Raw genomic sequence first — 21,738 nt, 5'->3', positions numbered from 1 at the left:
CTCACTCAAACGCCGCCGGCATACGCGTATGCCAGTCGGTAACTTGTTGATACTGATGCGCCACGTTGAGCAGCTTCGCTTCGGCCAGGTACGGCCCGATAATCTGCAAACCAATAGGCAGTCCCTTGCTGTCAAACCCGGCAGGAACTGACATGCCCGGCAGGCCGGCCAGGTTGACCGAGATGGTATAAATATCGTTCAGGTACATGGCCACCGGGTCATCGGTCTTGTCGCCAATGGCAAAAGCTGTCGTCGGCGTGGTCGGGCCCATGATTACATCACATTGCTCAAACGCCTGCCTGAAGTCCTCGGCAATCAATCGACGCAGTTTCTGGGCCTTGACGTAATAGGCGTCGTAATAGCCTGCCGACAAGGCATAGGTGCCAATCATGATGCGGCGCTTGACCTCGGCACCAAAGCCCTGGGCGCGGGTTTTTTTGTACATATCCATGAGATCGGTATATTCCGGCGCGCGGTAACCAAACCGGACACCGTCAAACCGCGACAGGTTGCTCGACGCTTCAGCCGGTGCCAGCACGTAATAACACGGTACTGCCAGGTTGCTGTTGGGCAGGCTGATGGAAACTACCTCGGCGCCCAGCTTTTTATACTCGGCAATGGCCGCGTCCACGGCGGCACGCACTTCATCGTTCAGGCCATCGCCAAAAAATTCTTCCGGCAGACCAATCTTCAGACCTTTCAGGTCATGGCCGAGGCCGGTGGTAAAATCGGGCACCTCCTCGTTCAGCGAGGTCGAATCACGCTCATCAAAGCCGCACATGACATTGAGCATCAGCGCCGCATCCTCGGCGCTTTGCGCCATCGGCCCGGCCTGGTCGAGACTGGAGGCAAAAGCAATCATGCCGAAACGCGATACCCGGCCGTAGCTGGGTTTCAGCCCGGTAATACCGCAAAAGGCCGCCGGTTGCCGGATCGAGCCGCCGGTATCGGTACCGGTTGAAACCGGCGCCAGTCGCGCCGCCACCGCGGCGGCGGAACCACCGGAACTGCCGCCGGGCACGAGTTTCGTATTCCACGGGTTTTGCACGTTTCCGTAAAACGAGGTTTCGTTGGATGAGCCCATGGCAAATTCGTCCATGTTGGTCTTGCCCAGGGTCACGGCACCGGCCTGCCTGAACCGGGCGATGACGGTGGCGTCGTAGGGCGAAACAAAATTGGACAGGATTTTCGAGCCACAGGTGGTCAACAAGCCATCCGTACAGAAGATGTCTTTCTGCGCCACCGGGATACCGGTCATGGCGGTGGCATTGCCGGCAGCGCGTCGGGCATCAGCCTCGCGCGCCTGGGCCAGGGCCTGCTCCTCATCAACAGTGATGAAGGCGTTAATGGCCTTGTTGGCGCCTATGCGGTCCAGATAGGCCCGGGTCAATTCGACACTGGACAGTTCTCCGGCAGCCAAGGCATCGGACAATTGCTTGACGGTTTTACGATACGGCATGGATCAGGGCTTCCTGCAGGCGTGAATAGGGTTCGCGCTCACTCAATAACCTTGGGAACGAGAAACAGGCCATTTTCCGTTTCCGGGGCCACGGCCTGAAACCTGTCTCGCTGGTTTTCTTCAGTCACAACATCTTCACGCAAACGCAATACGGCATCACGCGGGTGTGCCATCGGCGCAATACCGGTGGTATCGACGGCATTCATCTGCTCAATGAGCCCGAGTATCTGTGACAGGCTACCGGCATAGGCCTCGGCCTCCTTATCATTCATCTCGAGCCGGGCCAGGTGAGCGATTTTCGCCACTTCTTCACGACCCAACTGAACTGCTTTTGACGACATTGTGATCAGCACCATAGGTGAGGAAAGGCGCAAATTATCATAATAGGAGTTTTGGTTGAACCCGTATGCCCGGATTGCTAGAGTTGGCCCACTTAATATAATTAGATGACAGCAGGATTTCTCACCCATGTTCAAAAAGTTTCGCGGTATGTTCTCCAGCGACCTGGCCATCGACCTGGGCACCGCCAATACATTGATTTACGCCAAAGACAGGGGAATCGTGCTGAACGAGCCCTCGGTGGTAGCCATTCGCCAGGGAATGGGCCGCAACCAGCGCTCCATCCTGGCCGTGGGCATGGAGGCCAAGCGCATGCTCGGCCGCACCCCCGGCAATATCGAAGCCATCCGGCCCATGAAAGAAGGCGTTATTGCCGATTTTACGGTTACCGGAGAAATGCTGAAATATTTCATCCGTAAGGTTCACGAAAATCGCCTGTTCCAGCCCAGCCCGCGCATCGTCATCTGCGTGCCTTGCGGCTCCACCCAGGTGGAACGCCGCGCCATCCGCGAATCCGCCATGGCCGCCGGCGCGCGCGAGGTTTACCTGATTGAGGAACCCATGGCTGCAGCCGTCGGTGCTGACCTGCCTATCGCGGACCCGACCGGCTCCATGGTACTGGATATCGGCGGTGGTACTTCGGAAGTCGGGGTCATTTCCCTGGGCGGCGTGGTTTACGCCCACTCGCTGCGCATTGCCGGCGACAAGATGGACGAGGCCATTATCGCCTACGTTCGTCGCAAGTACGGCCTGCTGATCGGTGAAGCCACGGCTGAAAAAGTCAAAAAAGACATTGCCACCGCCTGGAAGGATTCCGAACACCGGGAAATGGAAATCAAGGGTCGCCACATTGCCGACGGCGTGCCGCGCACCCTGACGGTCACCAGCAAGGAAATGAACGAGGCCCTGCAGGAATGCCTGATCGGTATTGTCCAGGCCATCAAGACCGCACTGGAAAAAACGCCACCGGAACTGGGCGCCGACGTGGCCGAAAAAGGCCTGGTATTGACCGGCGGCGGCGCGCTGCTGCGCGACCTGGATCGACTGCTGGCCGAACAAACCAGCCTGCCCATTATTACCACCGAAGACCCGCTGACCTGCGTGGTCCGGGGTTGTGGCCGGGCCCTGGAAGAAGCGGAAACACTGGGCGACGTCTTCCTGTATGAATAGGCCTGCACAGGCCGGCTCAACACAGGGGTAACCCCGATGCGCATGGATCAAACACTGGGCCGAGACAAGCCGTTCAATACCGGCCAATCTCTGCTACCAAGACTGGTGATTTTTGTCGTGCTTTCCATCGCGCTGATCAGCCTGGATCAACGTGGTGAACACATGGGCCGGATTCGGGCTGCGTTGTCTGTGGTTGTCTACCCGATCCAGGTTGTTGCCGCGATCCCGGGCATCATGTATGCCACGATTTCGGAAAACCTGCTCAGCAACACCAGCTTCCATGAAGACTATGACAAGCTGAAACAGGAGCGGCCATTGCTGTTGGCGCGGCTGCAGCAACTGGATGCACTTGAAGAAGAAAACAAGCGACTGAGGCTATTACTGGATTCAGCCGAACGCGTGACCAGCAAAGCCATGGTATCGGAGCTCCTGAAAGTCCACCCCGACCCCTACACCCAGACCATCATTATAGACCGCGGGCTGAACAAAAATGTCTATCGCGGTCAGCCGGTAATAGATGCTCACGGCATAGTCGGCCAGGTGACGCAGGTAGGCGCAGTCAACAGTACGGTCACACTGATTACCGACCCCGGTCATGCCATACCGGTCATGGTCATGAGAAACGGTCTGCGCACTATTGCTGTAGGCAACAGTACCGACAACGGGCTGGCATTACCCTACCTGACCAACTCCGCTGACGTACGCGAAGGCGATGCACTCATTACGTCGGGCATGGGCGGACGGTTTCCTCCCGGCTATCCTGTCGGCCAGATCCGATCAATCAAGCATGACCCCAACGAACCCCACCTGCTGGTGGCAGCAACTCCGGCGGCACAACTGAACAACTACAAGGAAGTTTTGCTGATCTGGCCACAACTGGATGCCGCCACAAAACCGGGGGCCGACAAGCCATGACGCTGGATAACAAGCGAAGACTGGGGATTGCCGGAAGTTTTGTTATTGCCTTTATCCTGGCCAGCATTTCCGGTCCCGACTGGCTCGATCCATTGCGCCCGGACTGGGTGGCGCTGGTACTGATCTACTGGTGCCTTGTTCTGCCCGAGCGAATTGGCATAGGCACCGGCTGGTTTGCGGGGCTGTTACTGGACGTGGTTTATGGTTCGATGCTTGGCCAGCACGCCCTGGCCAAGACACTGCTGGCTTTCCTGGTGCTGAAACTGCATCTGCGTGTCCGCATCTATCCGCCCTGGCAACAGGCGCTGGTAGTCGGACTGCTGCTGACGATTAACCATATTATCATCATCTGGGTCCGGACCATTGGCGGGCAGGCAGATGCGCCAGGAAAATTATGGTTTACCATTATAGTCGGTGCAGCACTGTGGCCGGTCTTGTCCACAGTCTTGCGCAACCTGCGCCGCAGGTTTGCCTGATCGACAATGCTCGATATACCCATAAAAGATCACTTCCGTGAAACACGTATTTTCACGCAACGCATCACCATTGCCGGCGCGTTTGTGCTGCTGTTAACACTCATCCTGCTGAGCAGGCTGGTCTACCTGCAGATCATCAGTCACAGTCATTACGAAACCCTGTCCCAGAAAAACCGGATCAACCCGGTCGCGCTGCCCCCGGTTCGCGGCAGCATATTCGATCGAAACGGTGTTGTTCTGGCCAAAAACTTCTCTATCTACACCATCGAAGTGACCCCGGAACAGGTGGATGACATGGAACAGCTGCTCGACTCGCTGGGCAAGCTGATCACCCTGACACCCGCGGATATCAAGCGTTTCCGACGCCAGCTTCGTGAACGACCAAGATTTGAGAGCCTGCAACTCAGAACCCATCTCAGCGATGAAGAAGCCGGGCACATTGCCGTCAACCGGCCCTACCTTAACGGCGTGGAACTGCACGCACGCTTGCAGCGCTATTACCCGCAAGGTGAATCTGCCGTGCATTTGCTGGGCTATGTAGGCCGGATCAACGACCGTGATATCCAGAATATTGACGCCACCGCCTATCGCGGCACCAACCATATCGGCAAGCTCGGTGTCGAGTCATCACATGAATCCGTTCTTTTGGGTACCGTCGGCAACATCAAGGCCGAAATCAATGCCCACGGTCGTATTGTCAATATTGTCGATCGCAACCCGGCCCGCGCAGGGCTCAATCTTCAGCTGAACCTGGATATGAAACTGCAACGGGCTGCTGAAACCGCTCTCGCCGGCAAACGTGGTGCAGCAGTTGCCATCGAACCCAGAACCGGCGCCGTCCTGGCTTTTGCCAGCACACCCATGTACGACCCTAACTCTTTTGTAGACGGAATTGACACTGAAAGTTTCCAGGCCCTGTTGAAGGATCCCTCCAAGCCGCTCATCAATCGCGCACTGGGGGGTCGCTACGCTCCAGGCTCGACAATCAAACCGTTCCTGGCCCTGGCGGCACTCGGCTCGGGACTGTTGTCACGAAACACATCGGAAAACTGCTTCGGCTCGTTTACCTTGCCGGGCGACAGCCACCGGTTCCGAGACTGGAAACGTGACGGTCACGGCGCCACCAGTATGCGCAAGGCCATTGCCCAATCCTGCGACGTGTATTTCTATCGACTGGCCCAAAAGCTGGGCAACCAGAGAATGAAAGAAGGACTGGCTGCATTCGGCCTGGGTTCTCATACAACAATTGATCTCGATGATGAGCCCACCGGCCTGATTCCGACAAAGGAATGGAAAGAATCCATCGGTGGCACCTGGTACCCGGGCGAAACCATTATGAACGGCATCGGCCAGGGCATGATGCTGGCCACACCGCTGCAGCTGGCCAATGCCGCTGCCACCATGGCCAATCGCGGGCTACGGATGAAACCTGCTCTGGTCAAAAGCTATACGGACGCCAGCAGCGGTGAGCACTACCCGGTAGCCGCAAAAATCACTGGCCGCATTCCGGCAACCATGGAACCGCATATTGAAAGCGTCATCGAAGACATGGTGGCCGTGGTTCATAGCGACATCGGCACGGCCCAACGGGCGGGCTGGGGCGCGCCTTACCGGATTGCCGGCAAAACCGGTACATCACAGGTTCGCTCCATTGCCCAGGGCGCCTATTACGACAAGGAAAATACCCCGGAGAAGTTTCGGGATCACGCCCTGTTCATCGCCTTTGCGCCTGCCGAGGACCCGCGCATCGCGGTAGCGGTAATTGTGGAAAACGGCGGCTCCGGTGGTGCCGCAGCCGGACCCATCGCCAGGTCGATCATGGATGCCCACCTTGTCGATGACACTGCGGCACCGGTACAGGACAAACCAGCCGGTGAGGCCCATTAATCATGCGTGACACACTGAACGCCTATCAACGTTTGCATCTTGATAAACCGCTTTTCAGTGGTCTTGTACTGTTGGCGCTTTGCTCGCTCATCGTGCTTTACAGTGCCGGCGGTGAAAACATGCGGCTGCTCGCAGGCCAGGGCATGCGCCTGGCATTCGGCTTCGGCATTATGCTGGCCATTGCCCAGCTGCAGCCGGAAACCCTGTCCAGATGGTCTCCCTATATTTTTGGAATAGGGCTCGGCCTGCTGTTGATTGTGCTGGCCATCGGCGTCACCAGTAAAGGTGCGCAACGCTGGATCAACCTCGGCCTGTTCCGGATTCAGCCCTCGGAAATCATGAAACTTGGCGTGCCGATGATGGCTGCATGGTTCTTGTCACGAAACGCGATGCCACCCAGGCCAAAACACGTACTGATCAGCCTGGCCATCATCGTGACGCCTGCAATCATGGTTGCCAAGCAACCGGATCTTGGAACCGCCATCATGATCGCTACTGCCGGCTTGTTTGTACTGTTCCTTGCGGGCATGAACTGGAAATGGATTACATCGGCGATACTGGCTGCCGCCGGAGCTGTTCCACTGCTGTGGAACTTCTATATGCATGACTACCAGAAGAAGCGTGTGTTAACGCTGTTTGATCCGAACGCTGATCCACTTGGCACCGGTTATCACACCATTCAATCCATGATCGCTGTTGGCTCCGGCGGTCTGTACGGCAAGGGCTGGGGTGGCGGGTCACAGGCGCAGCTTGACTTTATCCCGGAGCGCTCAACAGATTTTATTTTCGCCGTATTCGCCGAGGAGTTCGGTTTCCTCGGCATCCTGATCCTGTTCAGCGTTTACCTGTTTGTGGTAATTCGCGGCCTGCAGATCAGTTTCAGCGCCCAGGACACATTCACCCGGCTGCTGGCGGGCAGCCTGGCACTGACCTTTTTCTTTTATTTCTTTGTCAACATCGGCATGGTAACCGGCATACTCCCGGTAGTAGGCGTACCATTGCCGATTGTCAGTTTTGGCGGCAGTTCCATTGTTACACTCATGGCCGGCTTTGGTATCCTGATGAGTATCCAGACTCACAGAAAAATCGTACAGGTTTAATGCGCTTACTTTTTGTTTTCTCGTTCCTGGCAGTTATCGGGCTGGCTGCACCTGCGGCCCGGGCACTGGAATTTTATCGCTACCCGGAAGCGGTACGCTTTATCCAGGAAATGGAAGACAGGCACGGATTTTATGCTTATGACCTTGAGCAGCTGTTCGAGGAAGTGGAAATACGCGAAGACATCGTGCGCATCATGGATACACCGGGTGAAGCCAAACCCTGGCATGCCTACCGCGACCAGTTTGTTACTGCCCTGAACGCCAGGCGCGGGGTTAACTTCTGGAAAAAATGGCAGCGCGAACTGGAAAGCGCGCAACATCAGTATGGCGTTGATATTGAAATCATTCTCGGCATTATCGGTGTCGAGACCCAGTTTGGCGTGAATCTTGGCCAATACCGCGTAATTGACGCACTGTCGACCCTGGCATTTGCCTATCCCCGGCGCAGTGCCCTGTTTCGTCGTGAACTGGAACAATTCCTGATCCTGACCCGGGAGCTGAAACACAATCCGCTCTCCGTTACCGGCTCCTATGCCGGCGCCATAGGCCTGCCGCAATTTTTGCCCAGCAGCTATCGTCAATACGCCGTGGACTTTGACCGCGATAGCAAAATCAATCTCATGGGCAGCGAGACTGATGCCATTGGCAGTATTGCTAACTATCTCAGGATGCATGGCTGGAAACGCAACCAACCCATTACAGACCGGGCGTTGCTGGAAAATGGTGAGCCCGAATGGTACGACAGCAACGCGATCAAGCCCGAAATCAGCCTTTCCGCGCTTCGCAGAGACGGGGTACTGCCCGAAACCCATCAGGAAGACGACAGCCTGCACGCTGCATTACTGAGGTTACGGGGCCGCAATTCCTACATCTACCACCTGGGATTCCATAACTTTTTTGTCATAACACGTTATAATCGCAGCACGAAGTACGCCATGGCAGTCGTGGAACTGGGTCAAATGATCAAACACAGGTACAACGAAAATCAATGAAGCACGCAGCAGTGACTACAATCCTGGCATTCCTGCTTGGCGGCTGTTTCGGCGGCGCATCACGCGATGGCGGTTATTACATGGATGACGGCCCGCATGCCAGGCCTGAAACCAATCCTCACTCGGTAGAGAAAATTGTTCCCCGTCATGAACCGTTGAGCCGTGGCGGCAACAAACCCTACACCGTGTTCGGCAAACACTATGTACCAATGAAGTCGGCCAAGGGTTATCACGAACGTGGTGTGGCTTCATGGTATGGCAAGAAATTCCATGGCAAGCGCACTTCAAACGGCGAAACCTACAACATGTACGCCTTGAGCGCAGCGCACAAGACGCTGCCGCTGCCATCCTATGTTCATGTCACCAATCTTGATAACGGGCGCTCACTGATTGTTCGGGTCAATGATCGTGGCCCGTTTCTGCATAACCGGCTCATCGACCTGTCCTACTCTGCAGCCAGCCAGTTGGGCATTGTCGGCACCGGCACCGGCGTGGTTGAAGTTCGGGCAGTGGACATCGACAATTATCGTAATGAAGCACCACCGACCTTGGCACAGCAGGCCAGGCCAGCCAAAACAGTTTCATCAGGCAACAGAATCTACCTGCAAACCGGTGCCTTTTCTGATTCCGGTAATGCCTATCGACTGGAGTCACGACTCAAGTCGGCAAATCTCGGCAAGGTATTTGTTGTCGGTTCAACTTCCTCCGGACGCACACTTTATCGAGTCCGCATCGGGCCACTGGCGGATATCAATGCCCTGGACCGGCTGACGGAAAAAGTCAAAGAACTGGGAATACATGACAGTCATATTGTTGTTGACTGACCGAACGCAGGCCAGGCAATGATGCACCGCGTCACATCAACACTGTCAATCATGCTGTTATCCATAGTCAGCATGATGCAAGTCGCTGTCGCCGAACCATCAGTCAAGGCCAGGGCCTGGCTGTTGATGGACATCGACAGCGGCCAGGTATTGGCAGAGCACAATGCCGACGAGCAACGGGCCATAGGCAGCCTGACCAAGCTCATGCTGGCGCTCGAAACGCTTGAAAAGTTCGGGCGTAATGAACCGGTAACCAGCACCGAAGTTGAAGCAAGACCAGTAAAGACCACCGGCTCCCGCATACATCTCGCCGCCAGCGGACACATCAGCATCAGCGAGCTGCTTGATGCCATCATTATCGCCTCGGCCAATGATGCCGCGATCCTGCTGGCCGAACATCTAGCCGGCTCAGAGGCAGCGATGACAGGGCTAATGAATGCGCGGGCGCAACAGCTCGGATTGTCAAACACCCGTTTCACCAACGTCACCGGACTCGATCAACCGGGACACCACTCCAGTGCCCGTGACCTGGCCCGCCTGGCCTCGCGACTGATTGCCGACCATCCCGGTGAACTCACCCGGTTCTCGCAAAAAATATTCAGCTACCGCGGACTGGAATTTCACAACCGCAACGCCCTGCTCTGGCAAATGGCCGATATAACCGGTATGAAAACCGGGCAAACGCGACACGCGGCGCATTGCCTCGCCGCCTCCGCCGAACGAGACGGGATGCGACTGGTCGCGGTCGTACTGGGCGCTGACAACGCGCAACACCAGGCCGATGCGGCCAGGGAACTGCTGGAATACGGATTTACCGGCTTTGAAACCCGGCGCCTGTACCAGGCCAATCACGGAATTACCAACGTCCCGGTGTGGATGGGCGAAAGGGACAAGGTTGCAGCCGGTGTCAGTTCAGACATTGTCCTGACCCTCGCCCGTGGCCGTCATCACGAAACCCGGGCCAACCTGGAATTCGACCATGCTGTCTATGCGCCTGTACGGCGGGGCCAGCCACTGGGCACACTTAAAATCTCGCTCGGAGACCGTCAACTGGTCGAGGCGCCGCTGGTGGCATTGGCACCAATCGATGAAGGTGGCCTGTTCAGTCGACTGATGGATTCGATTAGAATCCGGTTTCAATGACCGGGTCAGCTGACCCGGTCACGAACAGGATCCAGGACACCTTTAACAGGCAAGCGGCGGTACCAGCCCAATTTTATCGGTAACGCATCTGCCCCATGCAATTACTATCAACCCACTGGCTGAATACAATGAATAACATCAAGCAGGTTTATCTCAACGGTGAATTTGTTCCGGCTGACACGGCACAGGTTTCCGCTTTTGATCGTGGCTTCATCTTTGGAGACGGCGTCTACGAAGTCATACCGGTTTTCGGCGGACGGTCATTCCGTCTCGAGCATCACTTGCAACGCCTGGACAACAGCCTCAAGGCACTGGGTATCACGCTGGACATGACGCGTCAGCAATGGTCCGACATGCTGGACAAACTTGCAGGCGACGATAGCGGCGACCAGTACATTTACATGCAGGTTACCCGTGGCCCGGCACCGCGCGACCACGTGTTCCCGGCTTCAAGCAAGCCGACGGTATTTGCCTATGCAACTCCGCTCAAGTATCCCGATGACACCACCCTGGCCAACGGTGTCAATGCTGTCACCGCCGAGGATATCCGCTGGCTACGTTGCGACATCAAGGCCATTGCCCTGCTTGCCGCAGTGATGTTGCGGGAACAGGCCAAGCAACAAGGCGCCGTTGAAGCCATCCTGTTACGCGATCACATGCTTACCGAAGGCGCGGCCAGCAACATATTTATCGTCAAGAACAACGTCATCGCCACACCGGGCAAGGGTCGCTATATTCTTCCCGGCATTACCCGCGACCTGGTGGTCGAGCTGGCGCAGGCCAATAATGTTGCCATGGAAGAACGGGATATTACCGAGGCTGAAGTCTTTGATGCCGACGAAGTCTGGCTGACCAGCTCAACCAAGGAGATCCTGCCGATTACAACCATTGACGGCAAGCCCGTGGGCAGCGGCAAGCCCGGTGCCATGCATGAAAAAATGTTTGCTATCTACAGGCAATACAAGCAGGACTTTCGTGACGGCAAGGTAGACTGACTGTCATGACAGGGCTGTCTACTGTCAGGATTCGTGACATGGGTTTGCGTGATTACGAACCAGTCTGGCAGACAATGAGATATTTTTCCATGCATCGCAAGGCCGATGCCATGGATGAAATATGGCTGCTGCAACATCGGCCGGTTTATACGCTGGGACTCAATGCCCACGAACAACCACCGGCCGCTGGCGAGATTCCCTGCATCAAGACTGACCGTGGCGGTGACATTACCTATCATGGCCCCGGTCAATATATTGCCTACGTACTCATGGACATGGAACGACGCAACTGGGGCGTCCGGCAACTGGTTGATGCCATGGAACAGACCGTCGTCGACCTGCTCGCTGATTACGGTGTCCAGGGTCACCGGCGTGAAGGCGCGCCCGGGGTATACGTAAATGACAGCAAGCTGGCATCGCTGGGACTGCGCATTCGCCGCCATCACAGTTACCATGGCCTTTCCATAAATGCCAACATGGACCTGGAACCTTTTGATCGCATTACCCCTTGCGGTTTGCAGGGTATTCGCATGACCCAGCTCAAGGAGCTGTTTGATTACGATGCCAATACCGTGCAACAGCAATTGCAATCACACCTGCTGCGGAACCTGGGGTACAATGACCGGCCCGAGATTCTTGTTCAGCATCAGTCCTGAGATCACACCTGACCATGTCCAGCAGTAACGATTACAACCCGGATAAGGACAAACCCTTGCCGCCCAACCCGCTCAAGGGCGAAAGCAAGACCAGTCGTATTCCGGTCAAGGTAGTACCCAGGGATGTGCCGCTGCGCAAACCATCGTGGATACGCGCCAAGGCGCCCAACAATCCGGAAGCCTTGCGCCTGCGTGACATACTGCGTCAACACAAACTGCACACGGTTTGCGAAGAAGCGGCATGCCCGAACCTTGGCGAATGTTTTGGTCACGGTACTGCCACGTTCCTGATCATGGGCAAGATATGCACCCGGCGCTGTCCATTCTGTGACGTCGCCCATGGCAAACCCGAACCGCTGGATGCCGGTGAACCACAACAGCTGGCCGATACCATCAAGGCCATGGGTCTGAAATACGTTGTTATCACCTCGGTGGATCGTGACGACCTGCGAGATGGCGGCGCGCAACATTTTGTTGATTGCATCAATGCCGTTCGCAACACCTCGCCAACAACCCGTATCGAGATACTGACGCCGGATTTTCGCGGGCGCATGGACAAGGCCATCGACATTTTTGCCAGTGGCTTGCCCGATGTGCTGAACCATAATCTCGAAACCGTTCCGCGCCTGTACAGGAAAGCGCGACCCGGCGCCGATTACCAGCATTCACTGGACCTGATCAAGGCATTCAAGCAACACTACCCGGACGTCATCACCAAGTCCGGCTTGATGGTGGGCATCGGCGAACAGGACGATGAAATACTCAATGTCATGCGCGACCTGCGCAATCATGACTGCGACATGCTCACCATCGGCCAGTACCTGCAACCCGGCCAGCATCACCTGCCGGTGGAACGCTACGTACCCCCCGAAACCTTTGACACGTATACCCGCGAGGCCGAGGCCATGGGCTTCAAACAGGCCGCCTGCGGACCAATGGTCAGGTCCTCCTACCATGCCGATCAGCAGGCTGCCGGTATTTAGCTTCGACAAAATGCGATTCGACCGTTTCCCGCGTGGAAGTTTGCCGCCATTCGCGGCATAGTAGATGCCATGCAGCGAATGGATGGACTTAAACCATGGCAACGGTGAAAACTCCCACGGATAAAAAGACAGGCACGTCACAGGTAAACTGGTCGGGCTTTCGCATTGGCACGGAACAAAAGAAACTCGACTTCCGAACCGTCGTTGAAGGCTTGCTGGAAGACGGCCTGATTGATGACAAGCAGAGAGAACAGTTGTACCGGGCCACGCCAACCCTCGATGGCGAGACCCATCCGCTTACACAGGTTATAAATGAAAAACCGGTCAATGCAAAACCGCCACACAAACTGCTCGATGCCGAAACCCTGACAGAGTGGCTGGCATCCAAGATCGGCCTGCCCTACTACCACATCGATCCGCTGAAAACCGATGTTGGTCCCATCACCACAGTCATGAAATACAGCTACGCGCAGCGAAACCGGATTCTGCCGGTTGCCATTAATGACCAGGAAGTGGTGATTGCCGTCACGCAACCGGCGTTCCGTGACTGGGAACAGGAGATTTCCCGGGCAGTACGAAAACCGATAAAACGGGTATTTGCCAACCCGGCCGATGTCAGTCGTTACACGGTGGAATTTTACAGCCTGGCAAAATCCGTGAGTCAGGCCAGTCGCGATCATGGCGCCAGCGACAGCGGCCTGAACAATCTCGAACAACTGGTGGAGCTGGGTCGCACAGGCAAGCTTGACGCCGATGACCAGCACGTCGTTACCATTGTCGACTGGCTGTTGCAGTATGCCTTTGATCAGCGCGCCAGTGATATTCATGTCGAACCGCGTCGAGACCAGGGAAACATCCGGTTCCGTATCGATGGCGTATTACATCTTGTCTACCAGCTACCACCACCGGTCACCGCGGCAGTAACATCACGACTGAAGATTCTCGGGCGCATGGATGTCGCCGAAAAACGTCGCCCCCAGGACGGGCGCATCAAGACCAGGACACCGGACGACAAGGAAATTGAACTGCGCTTGTCGACCATGCCCACCGCATTTGGTGAAAAGCTGGTCATGCGTATCTTTGATCCGGAAGTACTCGTGCGCAGTTTCAAGGAGCTGGGTCTGAATGATGATGACCTGTCAAAATGGAACGATATGGTCAGCCGCCCTCACGGCATTATCCTGGTTACCGGCCCTACCGGGTCCGGCAAAACCACAACACTCTATTCGACGCTGAAACACCTGGCCAGGCCGGAAGTCAATGTTTGCACCATTGAAGATCCGATCGAAATGATTGATGACAGTCTCAACCAGATGCAGGTGCAATCCAACATTGACCTGGATTTTGCTGCAGGAGTGCGCAACCTGTTGCGCCAGGACCCGGACATCATTATGGTGGGCGAAATCCGCGACCGCGAAACTGCGGACATGGCGGTACAGGCCGCCCTTACCGGTCACCTGGTATTGTCGACATTGCATACCAATGACGCACCGACAGCAATCACGCGATTGATGGAAATCGGCGTACCTGCCTACCTGCTCAATGCAACACTGGTAGGCATCGTCGCCCAGCGCCTGGTGCGCACCCTGTGTCCTCACTGCAAGGAAAAAACGACCGTAGATGAAAGCCAATGGCAGGCGCTGATTGCACCATGGACCGTGCACGCGCCCAAACAGGTATGCAAACCTGCGGGCTGTCTTGAGTGTCGCAACACAGGCTACCAGGGGCGTATTGGCATTTATGAAGTGATGTCACTGAGCGCACCATTGCACAGGCTTATTGATGAAGAAGGCGACATTGCCTCACTGCGCCGACAGGCCTACAAGGAGGGTATGCATAGCCTGCGCCTGAGTGGCGCAGAAAAAGTTGCACGGGGCCTGACCACGATTGAAGAAGTCATGAAGGTCGCGCCACCACACATCGAAAAATAGACAAAGACGTTCAGACAACTGGAGCACCATGATTTATAACAAGCTTGGCAACACCAATATTGATGTAAGCGTTATCTGCCTCGGGTCCATGACCTGGGGCGAACAGAATACCGAGGCAGAAGGTCATGCCCAGCTTGACATGGCCATGGACCATGAAATCAATTTCATTGATACCGCCGAAATGTATTCCATACCACCACGCGCCGAAACCTACGGGTCAACCGAAACCATTATTGGAAACTGGCTGCACAAGCGCGGTGGACGGGACAAGCTTGTCATCGCCAGCAAGGTGATAGGCCGCGCCGACTGGATGTCACATGTTCGCAACGGCAACGCACGGCTGGATCGCGCCAACATAGAAGCCGCGGTTGAAGCCAGCCTGAAGCGCCTGCAAACAGATTATATAGATCTGTACCAACTGCACTGGCCGGACCGGCCAACCAACTTCTTCGGTAAACTCGGCTACAGTTACCCGGAAGAATCATCTGACAATGATGTTGCCGGTATCGAGGAAACGCTGTCGGTGCTGAACGATCTGGTCAACAGCGGCAAGATTCGCCATATCGGCCTGTCCAATGAAACGCCCTGGGGTTTGCACCAGTTCCTGCGCGTCGCCGAACAAAAAGGTTTCCCGCGCATTGTATCGATACAAAACCCGTATAATCTGCTGAACCGGACCTTTGAAATCGGGCTGGCGGAATTTGCCCGTCATGAACAAACCGGGCTGCTGGCTTATTCGCCGCTGGGATTCGGCGTGCTTTCAGGAAAGTATATAGGCGGGGCCAAACCGGAAGGCGCCAGGCTGACGCTGTTTGAAAACTACGCCCGCTATTCCCGGCCCAACGCGGTCAAGGCGGTTGAAGATTATACTGCCCTTGCCCGGGATCACGGCCTGGACCCATCGCAAATGGCACTGGCCTACGTAAACAGCCGCCCTTTCCTGACCAGCACAATTATTGGTGCCACCAGTCTCGAGCAGCTGAAAATCAATATCGACAGTGTTGACATGGTTCTTGGCGAGGAAGTGCTTGACGGGATTGAGGCCATACATCAGCGCTACCCCAATCCCAGTCCGTGACCGGGTTGTTCGCGGTCACAATCAGTCCTGTTCGACCTGCTGCTTTTCAATCTCGGCGCGAACCTCATCCATGTTCAGCTCCCGGGTCTTGTCGATAATCTGCTTTAAGGCGGATTCCGGCAACGCACCAGGCTGGGCGAAGACGATGATATTTTCACGAAACACCATCAATGTCGGGATTGAGCGGATCTGGAACATGCCGGCGATTTCCTGCTGCTCCTCGGTGTTGACCTTGGCAAACACCACGTCCGTGATCTCATCGGAAACCTTCTCGAAGACCGGGCCGAACGACTGGCACGGGCCACACCACGGCGCCCAGAAATCGATAACGACGATATCGTTATTATCAATGGTTTCACGAAGATTTTCGGAATCGAGGGAAATAGTACTCATGGGAATCACTACCTGGAAGAAAAAAGAGGCCGAAGTCTAGCCGATTTGCCGCGACGTTACAAAAACCGGGGGATACTCAGCCGGAGGCGCTGGCCTCACGCGGCAGCTGATTCTCCGCAAGCGGAATCATCAGGCTCATACGCGTGCCCTGGTTATTGTCACCGCGTTCCGCCCAGATACGGCCCTGGTAATGTTCGACAATCTCCTTGCAGATGCCCAGGCCCAGCCCGGTACCGCCATACCTCCGGGTTTGCGACTGGTCTACCTGGTGGAAACGCTCGAATACTTTTTCCAGTTCTTCATCTGGAATACCAAGACCGGTATCGGTAATACATATCAATAAATGCTCACCGGACGAACCATCTACATCAATTCTTATTTCAACCCCGCCGTCATCGGTAAACTTGAGTGCGTTGGAAAACAGGTTGGAGAACACCTGCCGAATCTTGTCCCGGTCGACAACACTGTATAACTGGTCCATGTCGGATTTCAGGTTGAGGGACAGGTTCTTGTCCCGGTACGCGCCCTCGAACACCTGCATGGAAGCTCTGGCGAGCTCGATGATGTCCGTCATCTCGTCATGCCAGGTCATCTTGCCGGCATCGATCTTCTGCAGGTCGAGCAGGTTACTGATCAGCCTGGCCAGACGATCTGCCTCGCTGTCTATAATGCCGAGATAGTTTCGTGCAGTATCAACGTCAACATCATCGATATCGTCAAGCAGAATTTCTGCGAAGGACTTGATCGATGTAAGTGGTGTGCGCAACTCGTGCGACACAATGGAAAGAAACTCCGTCTTGATCTTGTTGAGTCTGAACAGTTCAGCATTGGCTTCTTCGAGATCACGGGTACGCTCGGTCACCTTGTGCTCAAGATTGTTCATCAGGTCTTCAAGCTTGTGGTTTTTCTCCTTAATCTCATCCTCAAAGGCCACGCGCTCGGATATATCAGTAACAAATCCTTCAATGGCGATCAGGTCGCCCTGGTGGGTATAAACACCGCAGCCCTGCTCCCATACCCACTTTACCCGGCCTTCGCGCGAGAAAATACGGTAGGCTGCCTGGAACCGGCGCCCCTGTTCCAGGCAGCCAGAGATAGTGGTATTCACCCGTTTACGATCTTCAGGGTGTATGATATTTGTATAGATAATATTGTTGGTAAGAAAACTGTCAGAATCGAAACCGGTCAGGCTATGACAGCCTTCACTGGCGAACTCAATGGTTCTGCCCTTGTCCGGTCGGCTTCTGTACGCCATTCCGGGCAGGTTACTCATCAAGGTAGACAGTGCGCGCTGGTTTTCTCGCAGGGCATCTTCGGCAAGACTACGCGCAGCTTCCGCTTCATGAAGTCGAACCAGATTCTGCAGTACATGAGATATGGCCTGATCATCGATCTGGGACTTGGCAATATAGTCCGAAGCCCCGGCTTTCATGAATTCCACTGCCAGGCGCTCGTCACCCATGCCGGTCATCATGACCACGGAAGACTTTATATCCTTCGAACGTATCCACTTGAGCAGGCTCATTCCATCCTGCTGTGGTAATCGGTAATCAAGGAAAATACAATCGAACACAAGCCCGGAAAGCATTTCCATTGCCGTGGCTGCGGAGTCTGCCTCAATTACCTCGCCTGAATATTTGCCATTGTTCAGAATGCGCCTGATCAATGCCCTGTCAACAGCATCATCATCGATAATCAGGTATTTTGTTTTTTGTGGGCTCATGACTAATCCGGCATCTCGATCAGGTTCCAGTATTCGCCCATCTTTTTGACCGAATCGACAAACTCTGCCTGCTCCACCGGCTTGACAATGTAACCAGCCACATTATGGTTGTAGGCTTCTTCCCTGTCCCGATGATCTCTTGACGTCGTCAATACGAACACAACGATGGATTTCAGGTCAGGGTCCTTGCGCAACTCTTCGAGAAATTCGAGGCCGCTCATTCTGGGCATATTCAGATCAAGCAGCACAATTTTCGGCCGCTCATTGATCTTTGCCGTTGATGTTCCACGCAACATTTCCAGGGCAACAAGGCCGTCATTGGCGACATACATGGGGTTGTTGATTCCAACCTTCTTGAATGCACGCTTGACGGTCATGACATCAACAACATCATCCTCAACCAACATGATGCCAGGCTTTGCTTTCTCGTTCATGAAATATATGTCCAGCACTTTCTGGCCATGTTTCCGGGTCCCGGAAACATGGCAGGATTGAAAACCTAGCTCAACAGTCTCTTGATTCGCTGCAGGATATCACCCTGCTTGAACGGTTTGGCAATATAATCCGTGGTTCCGGCCTGAACTGCTGTAATAACACTGTCCTTGTCCGACCGTGCGGTAAGCATGATTACAGGCATAGACGAGGTTTTGCTGGCAGAACGAATATCCACCAGAACCTCGTCCCCGGTCTTGTTAGGCATATTCCAGTCAAGTATCGCGATATCATAACTGTAGGATTTCAGAAAACCCATTGCCTCGGCACCATCATTGGCAATATCCAGGCGATCACAGGCAAAATTACGCCGGATAATCTCCTTCAATGCATGGGAAATGAAGCGCTCATCCTCGGCGATGAGTACGCTGATCTTCTGTTGCACTATTGTCGCTCCTTAAACGTATCCGTCAACACCTGCCCCAGACCCTTCGGGCTGAAAGGCTTCGTGATATAACGATCCGCCCCTGAGGCAAGGCCACTCTCCTGCTCGATCACCTGCGCATTGGCAGTCAGGAGAATAATATAAGTATCGCGCATGAGCGGGTCATTCTTTAGTGCCCGACACACCTCGATACCCGTCAGACCCGGCATATTCCAGTCCAGCAACATAACATCAGGCTTGAATTCCATTGCCAGATCGAGCGCGTCGTCGCCATTGTTGGCAACCCGATAGTCATAGCCCAGCTTGGACACCACATAGCGTACTGACTCAACGATCGTCGGCTCATCGTCACAAATGAGAACTTTTTCTTTTGGTTCATCCACTGCCAAACTTACATCCAAAGTAAGGTAATAACCCGATCCATAGACGGGTTTAGTTTAGTACAGTTCTTTTTTAAATGTGGTAGCAGACCGTGGAACTGGCCATTGGTTTTATAAATATTTACATTTTTTGCGTACAAAACGGTCTATTCAGGGGCCACGGCAACATTTTGCAGCCACGAACTCGCGGCCAAAAGGAAGCTTCAGTCGTCCTGGCTGGGGGTTTTTGCCCGGGGCATCGATACCAGCGAATGAGGAGGCCTGGGCGCGAAGGGCCTGGCAAGCTTCTCAGGATAATAGAACGGAAAAATGTGGTGGGCCCGCCAGGACTCGAACCTGGGACCAAGGGATTATGAGTCCCCTGCTCTAACCAACTGAGCTACAGGCCCGCAAAAGGGTCGCCAAGTTTACACAAAATACGTTTATTAAACAGCATCAAAAAACGGGCCTTTCAGCCCGTTCTTTGGTGCCTCGATCCCCGACATAGCGTCTAGTCAAGGAAGCTTTTCAGGCGATCCGAGCGGGTCGGATGGCGCAATTTGCGCAACGCCTTGGCTTCAATCTGACGAATACGCTCACGCGTCACATCAAATTGTTTGCCTACTTCCTCGAGCGTGTGGTCGGTGTTCATATCGATACCAAAACGCATACGCAATACTTTGGATTCACGCGCCGTCAGGGTCGACAGGATTTCCTCGGTAGCACCCTTGAGCCCGGCGATAGTCGCTGCATCAGGAGGTGCGACAACGTTTACGTCCTCGACAAAATCACCAAGATGGGAGTCTTCATCATCGCCAATGGGCGTTTCCATGGAAATAGGCTCCTTGGCAATCTTCAACACCTTGCGAATCTTGTCTTCGGGCATATCCATGCGCTCGGCCAGCTCCTCCGGCGTGGCTTCACGACCCATCTCCTGCAACATTTGCCGCGAAATGCGGTTGAGCTTGTTGATGGTTTCGATCATGTGCACAGGAATACGAATGGTGCGCGCCTGGTCGGCAATGGAACGAGTAATCGCCTGGCGAATCCACCAGGTCGCATAAGTCGAGAACTTGTAGCCACGACGGTATTCGAACTTGTCCACCGCCTTCATCAGGCCGATATTGCCTTCCTGGATCAGGTCCAGGAACTGCAATCCGCGGTTGGTATACTTCTTGGCGATGGAGATTACCAGGCGCAGGTTGGCCTCAACCATTTCCTTCTTGGCACGACGGGCCTTGGCTTCGCCGATGGACATCTTTCGATTCACTTCCTTGAGACCATTAATTGGCAGACCGGTACGCTGTTCCATGTTGATCAGCTTGTTCTGGATCATGCACAGCTCGTCAAAATAGGACTCGATCACGCCAGTATTGCATTCCCCGCCCTTGAGCATTTTCTTGAGCCAGCGGTTATCCGTTTCATTACCGGGGAATTCCTTGATAAACACCTTGCGTGGCATCCGTGCTTTTTTGACAAAAACGTCCATGATGAATTTCTCGTAATCACGCACTTCTTCCATCATGCCGCGTACGTCATCAACCAGGTTCTGAATCTGCCGTGCAACAAACTTGATCTGCATCAGCTCATCCGCCAGCTTGTCCTGGGCCTTGATGACTTCCTTGCTGCCGTAACCTTTCTTGTCCAGTTGCTTGAGCATGGCCTTGTAATGCTTGCGAACGCGCTCGAAACGCTCCTTGGCCTCCTCGAAATCCGGGCCCGTATCGACATCGCTGCTGCTACTGTCATCGTCGTCATCGTCGTTTTCTTCCTTGGCAGCGGCTTGTTGCGCGGCAGGCGGCACCGGATCGTCATCTGCATTGGGATCGACAAAATCGACCACCAGGTCAGTCAACCGTGCCTCCTCAGCTTCAATCTTGTCCATCAAATCCACCACCTGCTTGATGGCAGCGGGGCAGGCAGCAATGGCGCGCACGCTTTGACGGTTGCCTTCCTCAATACGCTTGGCCAGGCGAATTTCGCCTTCGCGGGTCAATAACTCTACGGTGCCCATTTCACGCATGTACATGCGCACCGGGTCAGTAGTACGACCGAACTCACTCTCCACGGCCGTGGCCACCGCCTGCTCGGCTTCTTCCGCAGCCTCACCCTCGTCATCACTGGTGGCCTCGGTTTTCATCAGAATCGTGTCCGGATCCGGCGCCTGATCATAGACATCAATACCCATGCCGTTGATCATATTGACCACGGCTTCGATCTGGTCGGTATCGTGCACGTCTTCGGGCAAATGATCATTGATCTCACGATAGGTGAGAAATCCCTGTTCCTTGCCTCGAATAATGAGCTTTTTCAGCTGGAGTCGCTGATCTTCCTGGTTAATACTGCTGAGGTCTGACACTATATTAAGCACCCACTAAATAAACGAATCTGTTCAACGTCCCGGATGACCCGAAGTATAGGTCATCAAATTCAATTTT

General features: G+C 54.7%; 21 protein-coding genes and 1 tRNA gene. 13 read left to right on the top strand and 9 right to left on the bottom strand.

Annotated features, from left to right (window positions below; translation table 11 throughout):
- Position 1: 1 nt before the first annotated feature.
- The gene (gene gatA, locus OEZ10_06195; protein ID MDH5632572.1) at positions 2-1,459 is read right to left on the bottom strand and encodes an Asp-tRNA(Asn)/Glu-tRNA(Gln) amidotransferase subunit GatA; all 1,458 of its coding nucleotides are present in this window, start codon (positions 1,457-1,459) and stop codon (positions 2-4) included.
- Positions 1,460-1,497: 38 nt separating this feature from the next.
- Positions 1,498-1,800 carry an Asp-tRNA(Asn)/Glu-tRNA(Gln) amidotransferase subunit GatC gene (gatC, locus tag OEZ10_06190; GenBank protein MDH5632571.1) on the bottom strand — a complete coding sequence of 101 codons (303 nt, stop codon included), beginning with the start codon at positions 1,798-1,800 and terminating at the stop codon, positions 1,498-1,500.
- Positions 1,801-1,927: 127 nt separating this feature from the next.
- On the opposite strand from gatC, the gene OEZ10_06185 reads away from it, so the two are divergent.
- From OEZ10_06185 to OEZ10_06125, 13 genes are all read left to right on the top strand, one after another.
- Positions 1,928-2,968 carry a rod shape-determining protein gene (locus OEZ10_06185; protein MDH5632570.1) on the top strand — a complete coding sequence of 347 codons (1,041 nt, stop codon included), beginning with the start codon at positions 1,928-1,930 and terminating at the stop codon, positions 2,966-2,968.
- A 36-nt stretch (positions 2,969-3,004) separates the two neighbouring features.
- Positions 3,005-3,883 carry a rod shape-determining protein MreC gene (gene mreC / locus OEZ10_06180; protein MDH5632569.1) on the top strand — a complete coding sequence of 293 codons (879 nt, stop codon included), beginning with the start codon at positions 3,005-3,007 and terminating at the stop codon, positions 3,881-3,883.
- Positions 3,880-4,359, top strand: coding sequence for a rod shape-determining protein MreD (gene mreD / locus OEZ10_06175; protein ID MDH5632568.1), 480 nt, complete (start codon positions 3,880-3,882; stop codon positions 4,357-4,359). The genes mreC and mreD overlap by 4 nt, the downstream gene beginning before the upstream one ends.
- A 6-nt stretch (positions 4,360-4,365) precedes the next feature.
- Positions 4,366-6,246: a penicillin-binding protein 2 gene (mrdA, locus tag OEZ10_06170; GenBank protein ID MDH5632567.1), complete on the top strand. Its 1,881-nt coding sequence runs from the start codon at positions 4,366-4,368 to the stop codon at positions 6,244-6,246.
- Between the two features lie 2 nt (positions 6,247-6,248).
- The gene (gene rodA / locus OEZ10_06165; GenBank protein ID MDH5632566.1) at positions 6,249-7,346 is read left to right on the top strand and encodes a rod shape-determining protein RodA; all 1,098 of its coding nucleotides are present in this window, start codon (positions 6,249-6,251) and stop codon (positions 7,344-7,346) included.
- Positions 7,346-8,338 (top strand): lytic murein transglycosylase B, encoded by a 993-nt coding sequence (gene mltB / locus OEZ10_06160; GenBank protein MDH5632565.1) that lies wholly within the window; start codon positions 7,346-7,348, stop codon positions 8,336-8,338. The genes rodA and mltB overlap by 1 nt, the downstream gene beginning before the upstream one ends.
- Entirely contained in the window at positions 8,335-9,162 is an 828-nt protein-coding gene (locus tag OEZ10_06155; protein ID MDH5632564.1) for a septal ring lytic transglycosylase RlpA family protein, read from the top strand. The genes mltB and OEZ10_06155 overlap by 4 nt, the downstream gene beginning before the upstream one ends.
- A gap of 18 nt (positions 9,163-9,180) precedes the next feature.
- Complete coding sequence (locus OEZ10_06150) at positions 9,181-10,305, top strand: D-alanyl-D-alanine carboxypeptidase (protein ID MDH5632563.1); 1,125 nt, start codon at positions 9,181-9,183, stop codon at positions 10,303-10,305.
- Positions 10,306-10,433: 128 nt separating this feature from the next.
- Complete coding sequence (gene dat, locus OEZ10_06145) at positions 10,434-11,300, top strand: D-amino-acid transaminase (GenBank protein ID MDH5632562.1); 867 nt, start codon at positions 10,434-10,436, stop codon at positions 11,298-11,300.
- Between the two features lie 5 nt (positions 11,301-11,305).
- On the top strand, positions 11,306-11,956 hold the full coding sequence (lipB, locus tag OEZ10_06140) for a lipoyl(octanoyl) transferase LipB (protein ID MDH5632561.1): 651 nt from the start codon (positions 11,306-11,308) through the stop codon (positions 11,954-11,956).
- Positions 11,957-11,970: 14 nt separating this feature from the next.
- Positions 11,971-12,939, top strand: a complete 969-nt coding sequence (gene lipA, locus OEZ10_06135; GenBank protein ID MDH5632560.1) for a lipoyl synthase — start codon at positions 11,971-11,973, stop codon at positions 12,937-12,939.
- A 95-nt stretch (positions 12,940-13,034) separates the two neighbouring features.
- Positions 13,035-14,870: a GspE/PulE family protein gene (locus tag OEZ10_06130; protein MDH5632559.1), complete on the top strand. Its 1,836-nt coding sequence runs from the start codon at positions 13,035-13,037 to the stop codon at positions 14,868-14,870.
- Between the two features lie 28 nt (positions 14,871-14,898).
- Positions 14,899-15,948, top strand: coding sequence for an NADP(H)-dependent aldo-keto reductase (locus OEZ10_06125; protein ID MDH5632558.1), 1,050 nt, complete (start codon positions 14,899-14,901; stop codon positions 15,946-15,948).
- A 21-nt stretch (positions 15,949-15,969) separates the two neighbouring features.
- Here OEZ10_06125 and trxA read toward each other — a convergent pair whose 3' ends face one another.
- From trxA to rpoD, 7 genes are all read right to left on the bottom strand, one after another.
- Positions 15,970-16,341: a thioredoxin gene (trxA, locus tag OEZ10_06120; GenBank protein MDH5632557.1), complete on the bottom strand. Its 372-nt coding sequence runs from the start codon at positions 16,339-16,341 to the stop codon at positions 15,970-15,972.
- 76 nt (positions 16,342-16,417) lie between these two features.
- Positions 16,418-18,064, bottom strand: a complete 1,647-nt coding sequence (locus tag OEZ10_06115) for a hybrid sensor histidine kinase/response regulator (protein MDH5632556.1) — start codon at positions 18,062-18,064, stop codon at positions 16,418-16,420.
- 2 nt (positions 18,065-18,066) lie between these two features.
- On the bottom strand, positions 18,067-18,498 hold the full coding sequence (locus OEZ10_06110; protein ID MDH5632555.1) for a response regulator: 432 nt from the start codon (positions 18,496-18,498) through the stop codon (positions 18,067-18,069).
- A gap of 65 nt (positions 18,499-18,563) precedes the next feature.
- The gene (locus OEZ10_06105; GenBank protein MDH5632554.1) at positions 18,564-18,941 is read right to left on the bottom strand and encodes a response regulator; all 378 of its coding nucleotides are present in this window, start codon (positions 18,939-18,941) and stop codon (positions 18,564-18,566) included.
- Positions 18,941-19,324 (bottom strand): response regulator, encoded by a 384-nt coding sequence (locus tag OEZ10_06100; GenBank protein MDH5632553.1) that lies wholly within the window; start codon positions 19,322-19,324, stop codon positions 18,941-18,943. Before OEZ10_06100 ends, OEZ10_06105 begins: the two co-directional genes overlap by 1 nt.
- A gap of 309 nt (positions 19,325-19,633) precedes the next feature.
- A tRNA-Ile gene (locus tag OEZ10_06095) sits at positions 19,634-19,710 on the bottom strand.
- Positions 19,711-19,811: 101 nt separating this feature from the next.
- A complete protein-coding gene (gene rpoD / locus OEZ10_06090; protein MDH5632552.1) occupies positions 19,812-21,659 on the bottom strand; it encodes an RNA polymerase sigma factor RpoD in 1,848 nt (615 codons plus the stop codon).
- Positions 21,660-21,738: the final 79 nt, after the last annotated feature.

It is taken from the genome of Gammaproteobacteria bacterium (assembly GCA_029880545.1).
Taxonomy (GTDB): Bacteria; Pseudomonadota; Gammaproteobacteria; order Acidiferrobacterales; family SZUA-150; genus JAOUOD01.
This window is presented reverse-complemented; position numbering and strand designations above follow the sequence as displayed.

What these genes read in the sequence shown, in the direction of transcription:
- OEZ10_06155 (MDH5632564.1), top strand. Translation starts at nt 8,335, where the DNA reads ATGAAGCACGCAGCAGTGACTACAATCCTGGCATTCCTGCTTGGCGGC.
- OEZ10_06130 (MDH5632559.1), top strand. Translation starts at nt 13,035, where the DNA reads ATGGCAACGGTGAAAACTCCCACGGATAAAAAGACAGGCACGTCACAG.
- OEZ10_06150 (MDH5632563.1), top strand. Translation starts at nt 9,181, where the DNA reads ATGATGCACCGCGTCACATCAACACTGTCAATCATGCTGTTATCCATA.
- OEZ10_06110 (MDH5632555.1), bottom strand. Translation starts at nt 18,498, where the DNA reads ATGAACGAGAAAGCAAAGCCTGGCATCATGTTGGTTGAGGATGATGTT.
- lipB (MDH5632561.1), top strand. Translation starts at nt 11,306, where the DNA reads ATGACAGGGCTGTCTACTGTCAGGATTCGTGACATGGGTTTGCGTGAT.
- gatA (MDH5632572.1), bottom strand. Translation starts at nt 1,459, where the DNA reads ATGCCGTATCGTAAAACCGTCAAGCAATTGTCCGATGCCTTGGCTGCC.
- gatC (MDH5632571.1), bottom strand. Translation starts at nt 1,800, where the DNA reads ATGTCGTCAAAAGCAGTTCAGTTGGGTCGTGAAGAAGTGGCGAAAATC.
- mreD (MDH5632568.1), top strand. Translation starts at nt 3,880, where the DNA reads ATGACGCTGGATAACAAGCGAAGACTGGGGATTGCCGGAAGTTTTGTT.
- lipA (MDH5632560.1), top strand. Translation starts at nt 11,971, where the DNA reads ATGTCCAGCAGTAACGATTACAACCCGGATAAGGACAAACCCTTGCCG.
- mreC (MDH5632569.1), top strand. Translation starts at nt 3,005, where the DNA reads ATGCGCATGGATCAAACACTGGGCCGAGACAAGCCGTTCAATACCGGC.
- mltB (MDH5632565.1), top strand. Translation starts at nt 7,346, where the DNA reads ATGCGCTTACTTTTTGTTTTCTCGTTCCTGGCAGTTATCGGGCTGGCT.
- OEZ10_06115 (MDH5632556.1), bottom strand. Translation starts at nt 18,064, where the DNA reads ATGAGCCCACAAAAAACAAAATACCTGATTATCGATGATGATGCTGTT.
- OEZ10_06185 (MDH5632570.1), top strand. Translation starts at nt 1,928, where the DNA reads ATGTTCAAAAAGTTTCGCGGTATGTTCTCCAGCGACCTGGCCATCGAC.
- OEZ10_06125 (MDH5632558.1), top strand. Translation starts at nt 14,899, where the DNA reads ATGATTTATAACAAGCTTGGCAACACCAATATTGATGTAAGCGTTATC.
- trxA (MDH5632557.1), bottom strand. Translation starts at nt 16,341, where the DNA reads ATGAGTACTATTTCCCTCGATTCCGAAAATCTTCGTGAAACCATTGAT.
- mrdA (MDH5632567.1), top strand. Translation starts at nt 4,366, where the DNA reads ATGCTCGATATACCCATAAAAGATCACTTCCGTGAAACACGTATTTTC.
- rodA (MDH5632566.1), top strand. Translation starts at nt 6,249, where the DNA reads ATGCGTGACACACTGAACGCCTATCAACGTTTGCATCTTGATAAACCG.
- dat (MDH5632562.1), top strand. Translation starts at nt 10,434, where the DNA reads ATGAATAACATCAAGCAGGTTTATCTCAACGGTGAATTTGTTCCGGCT.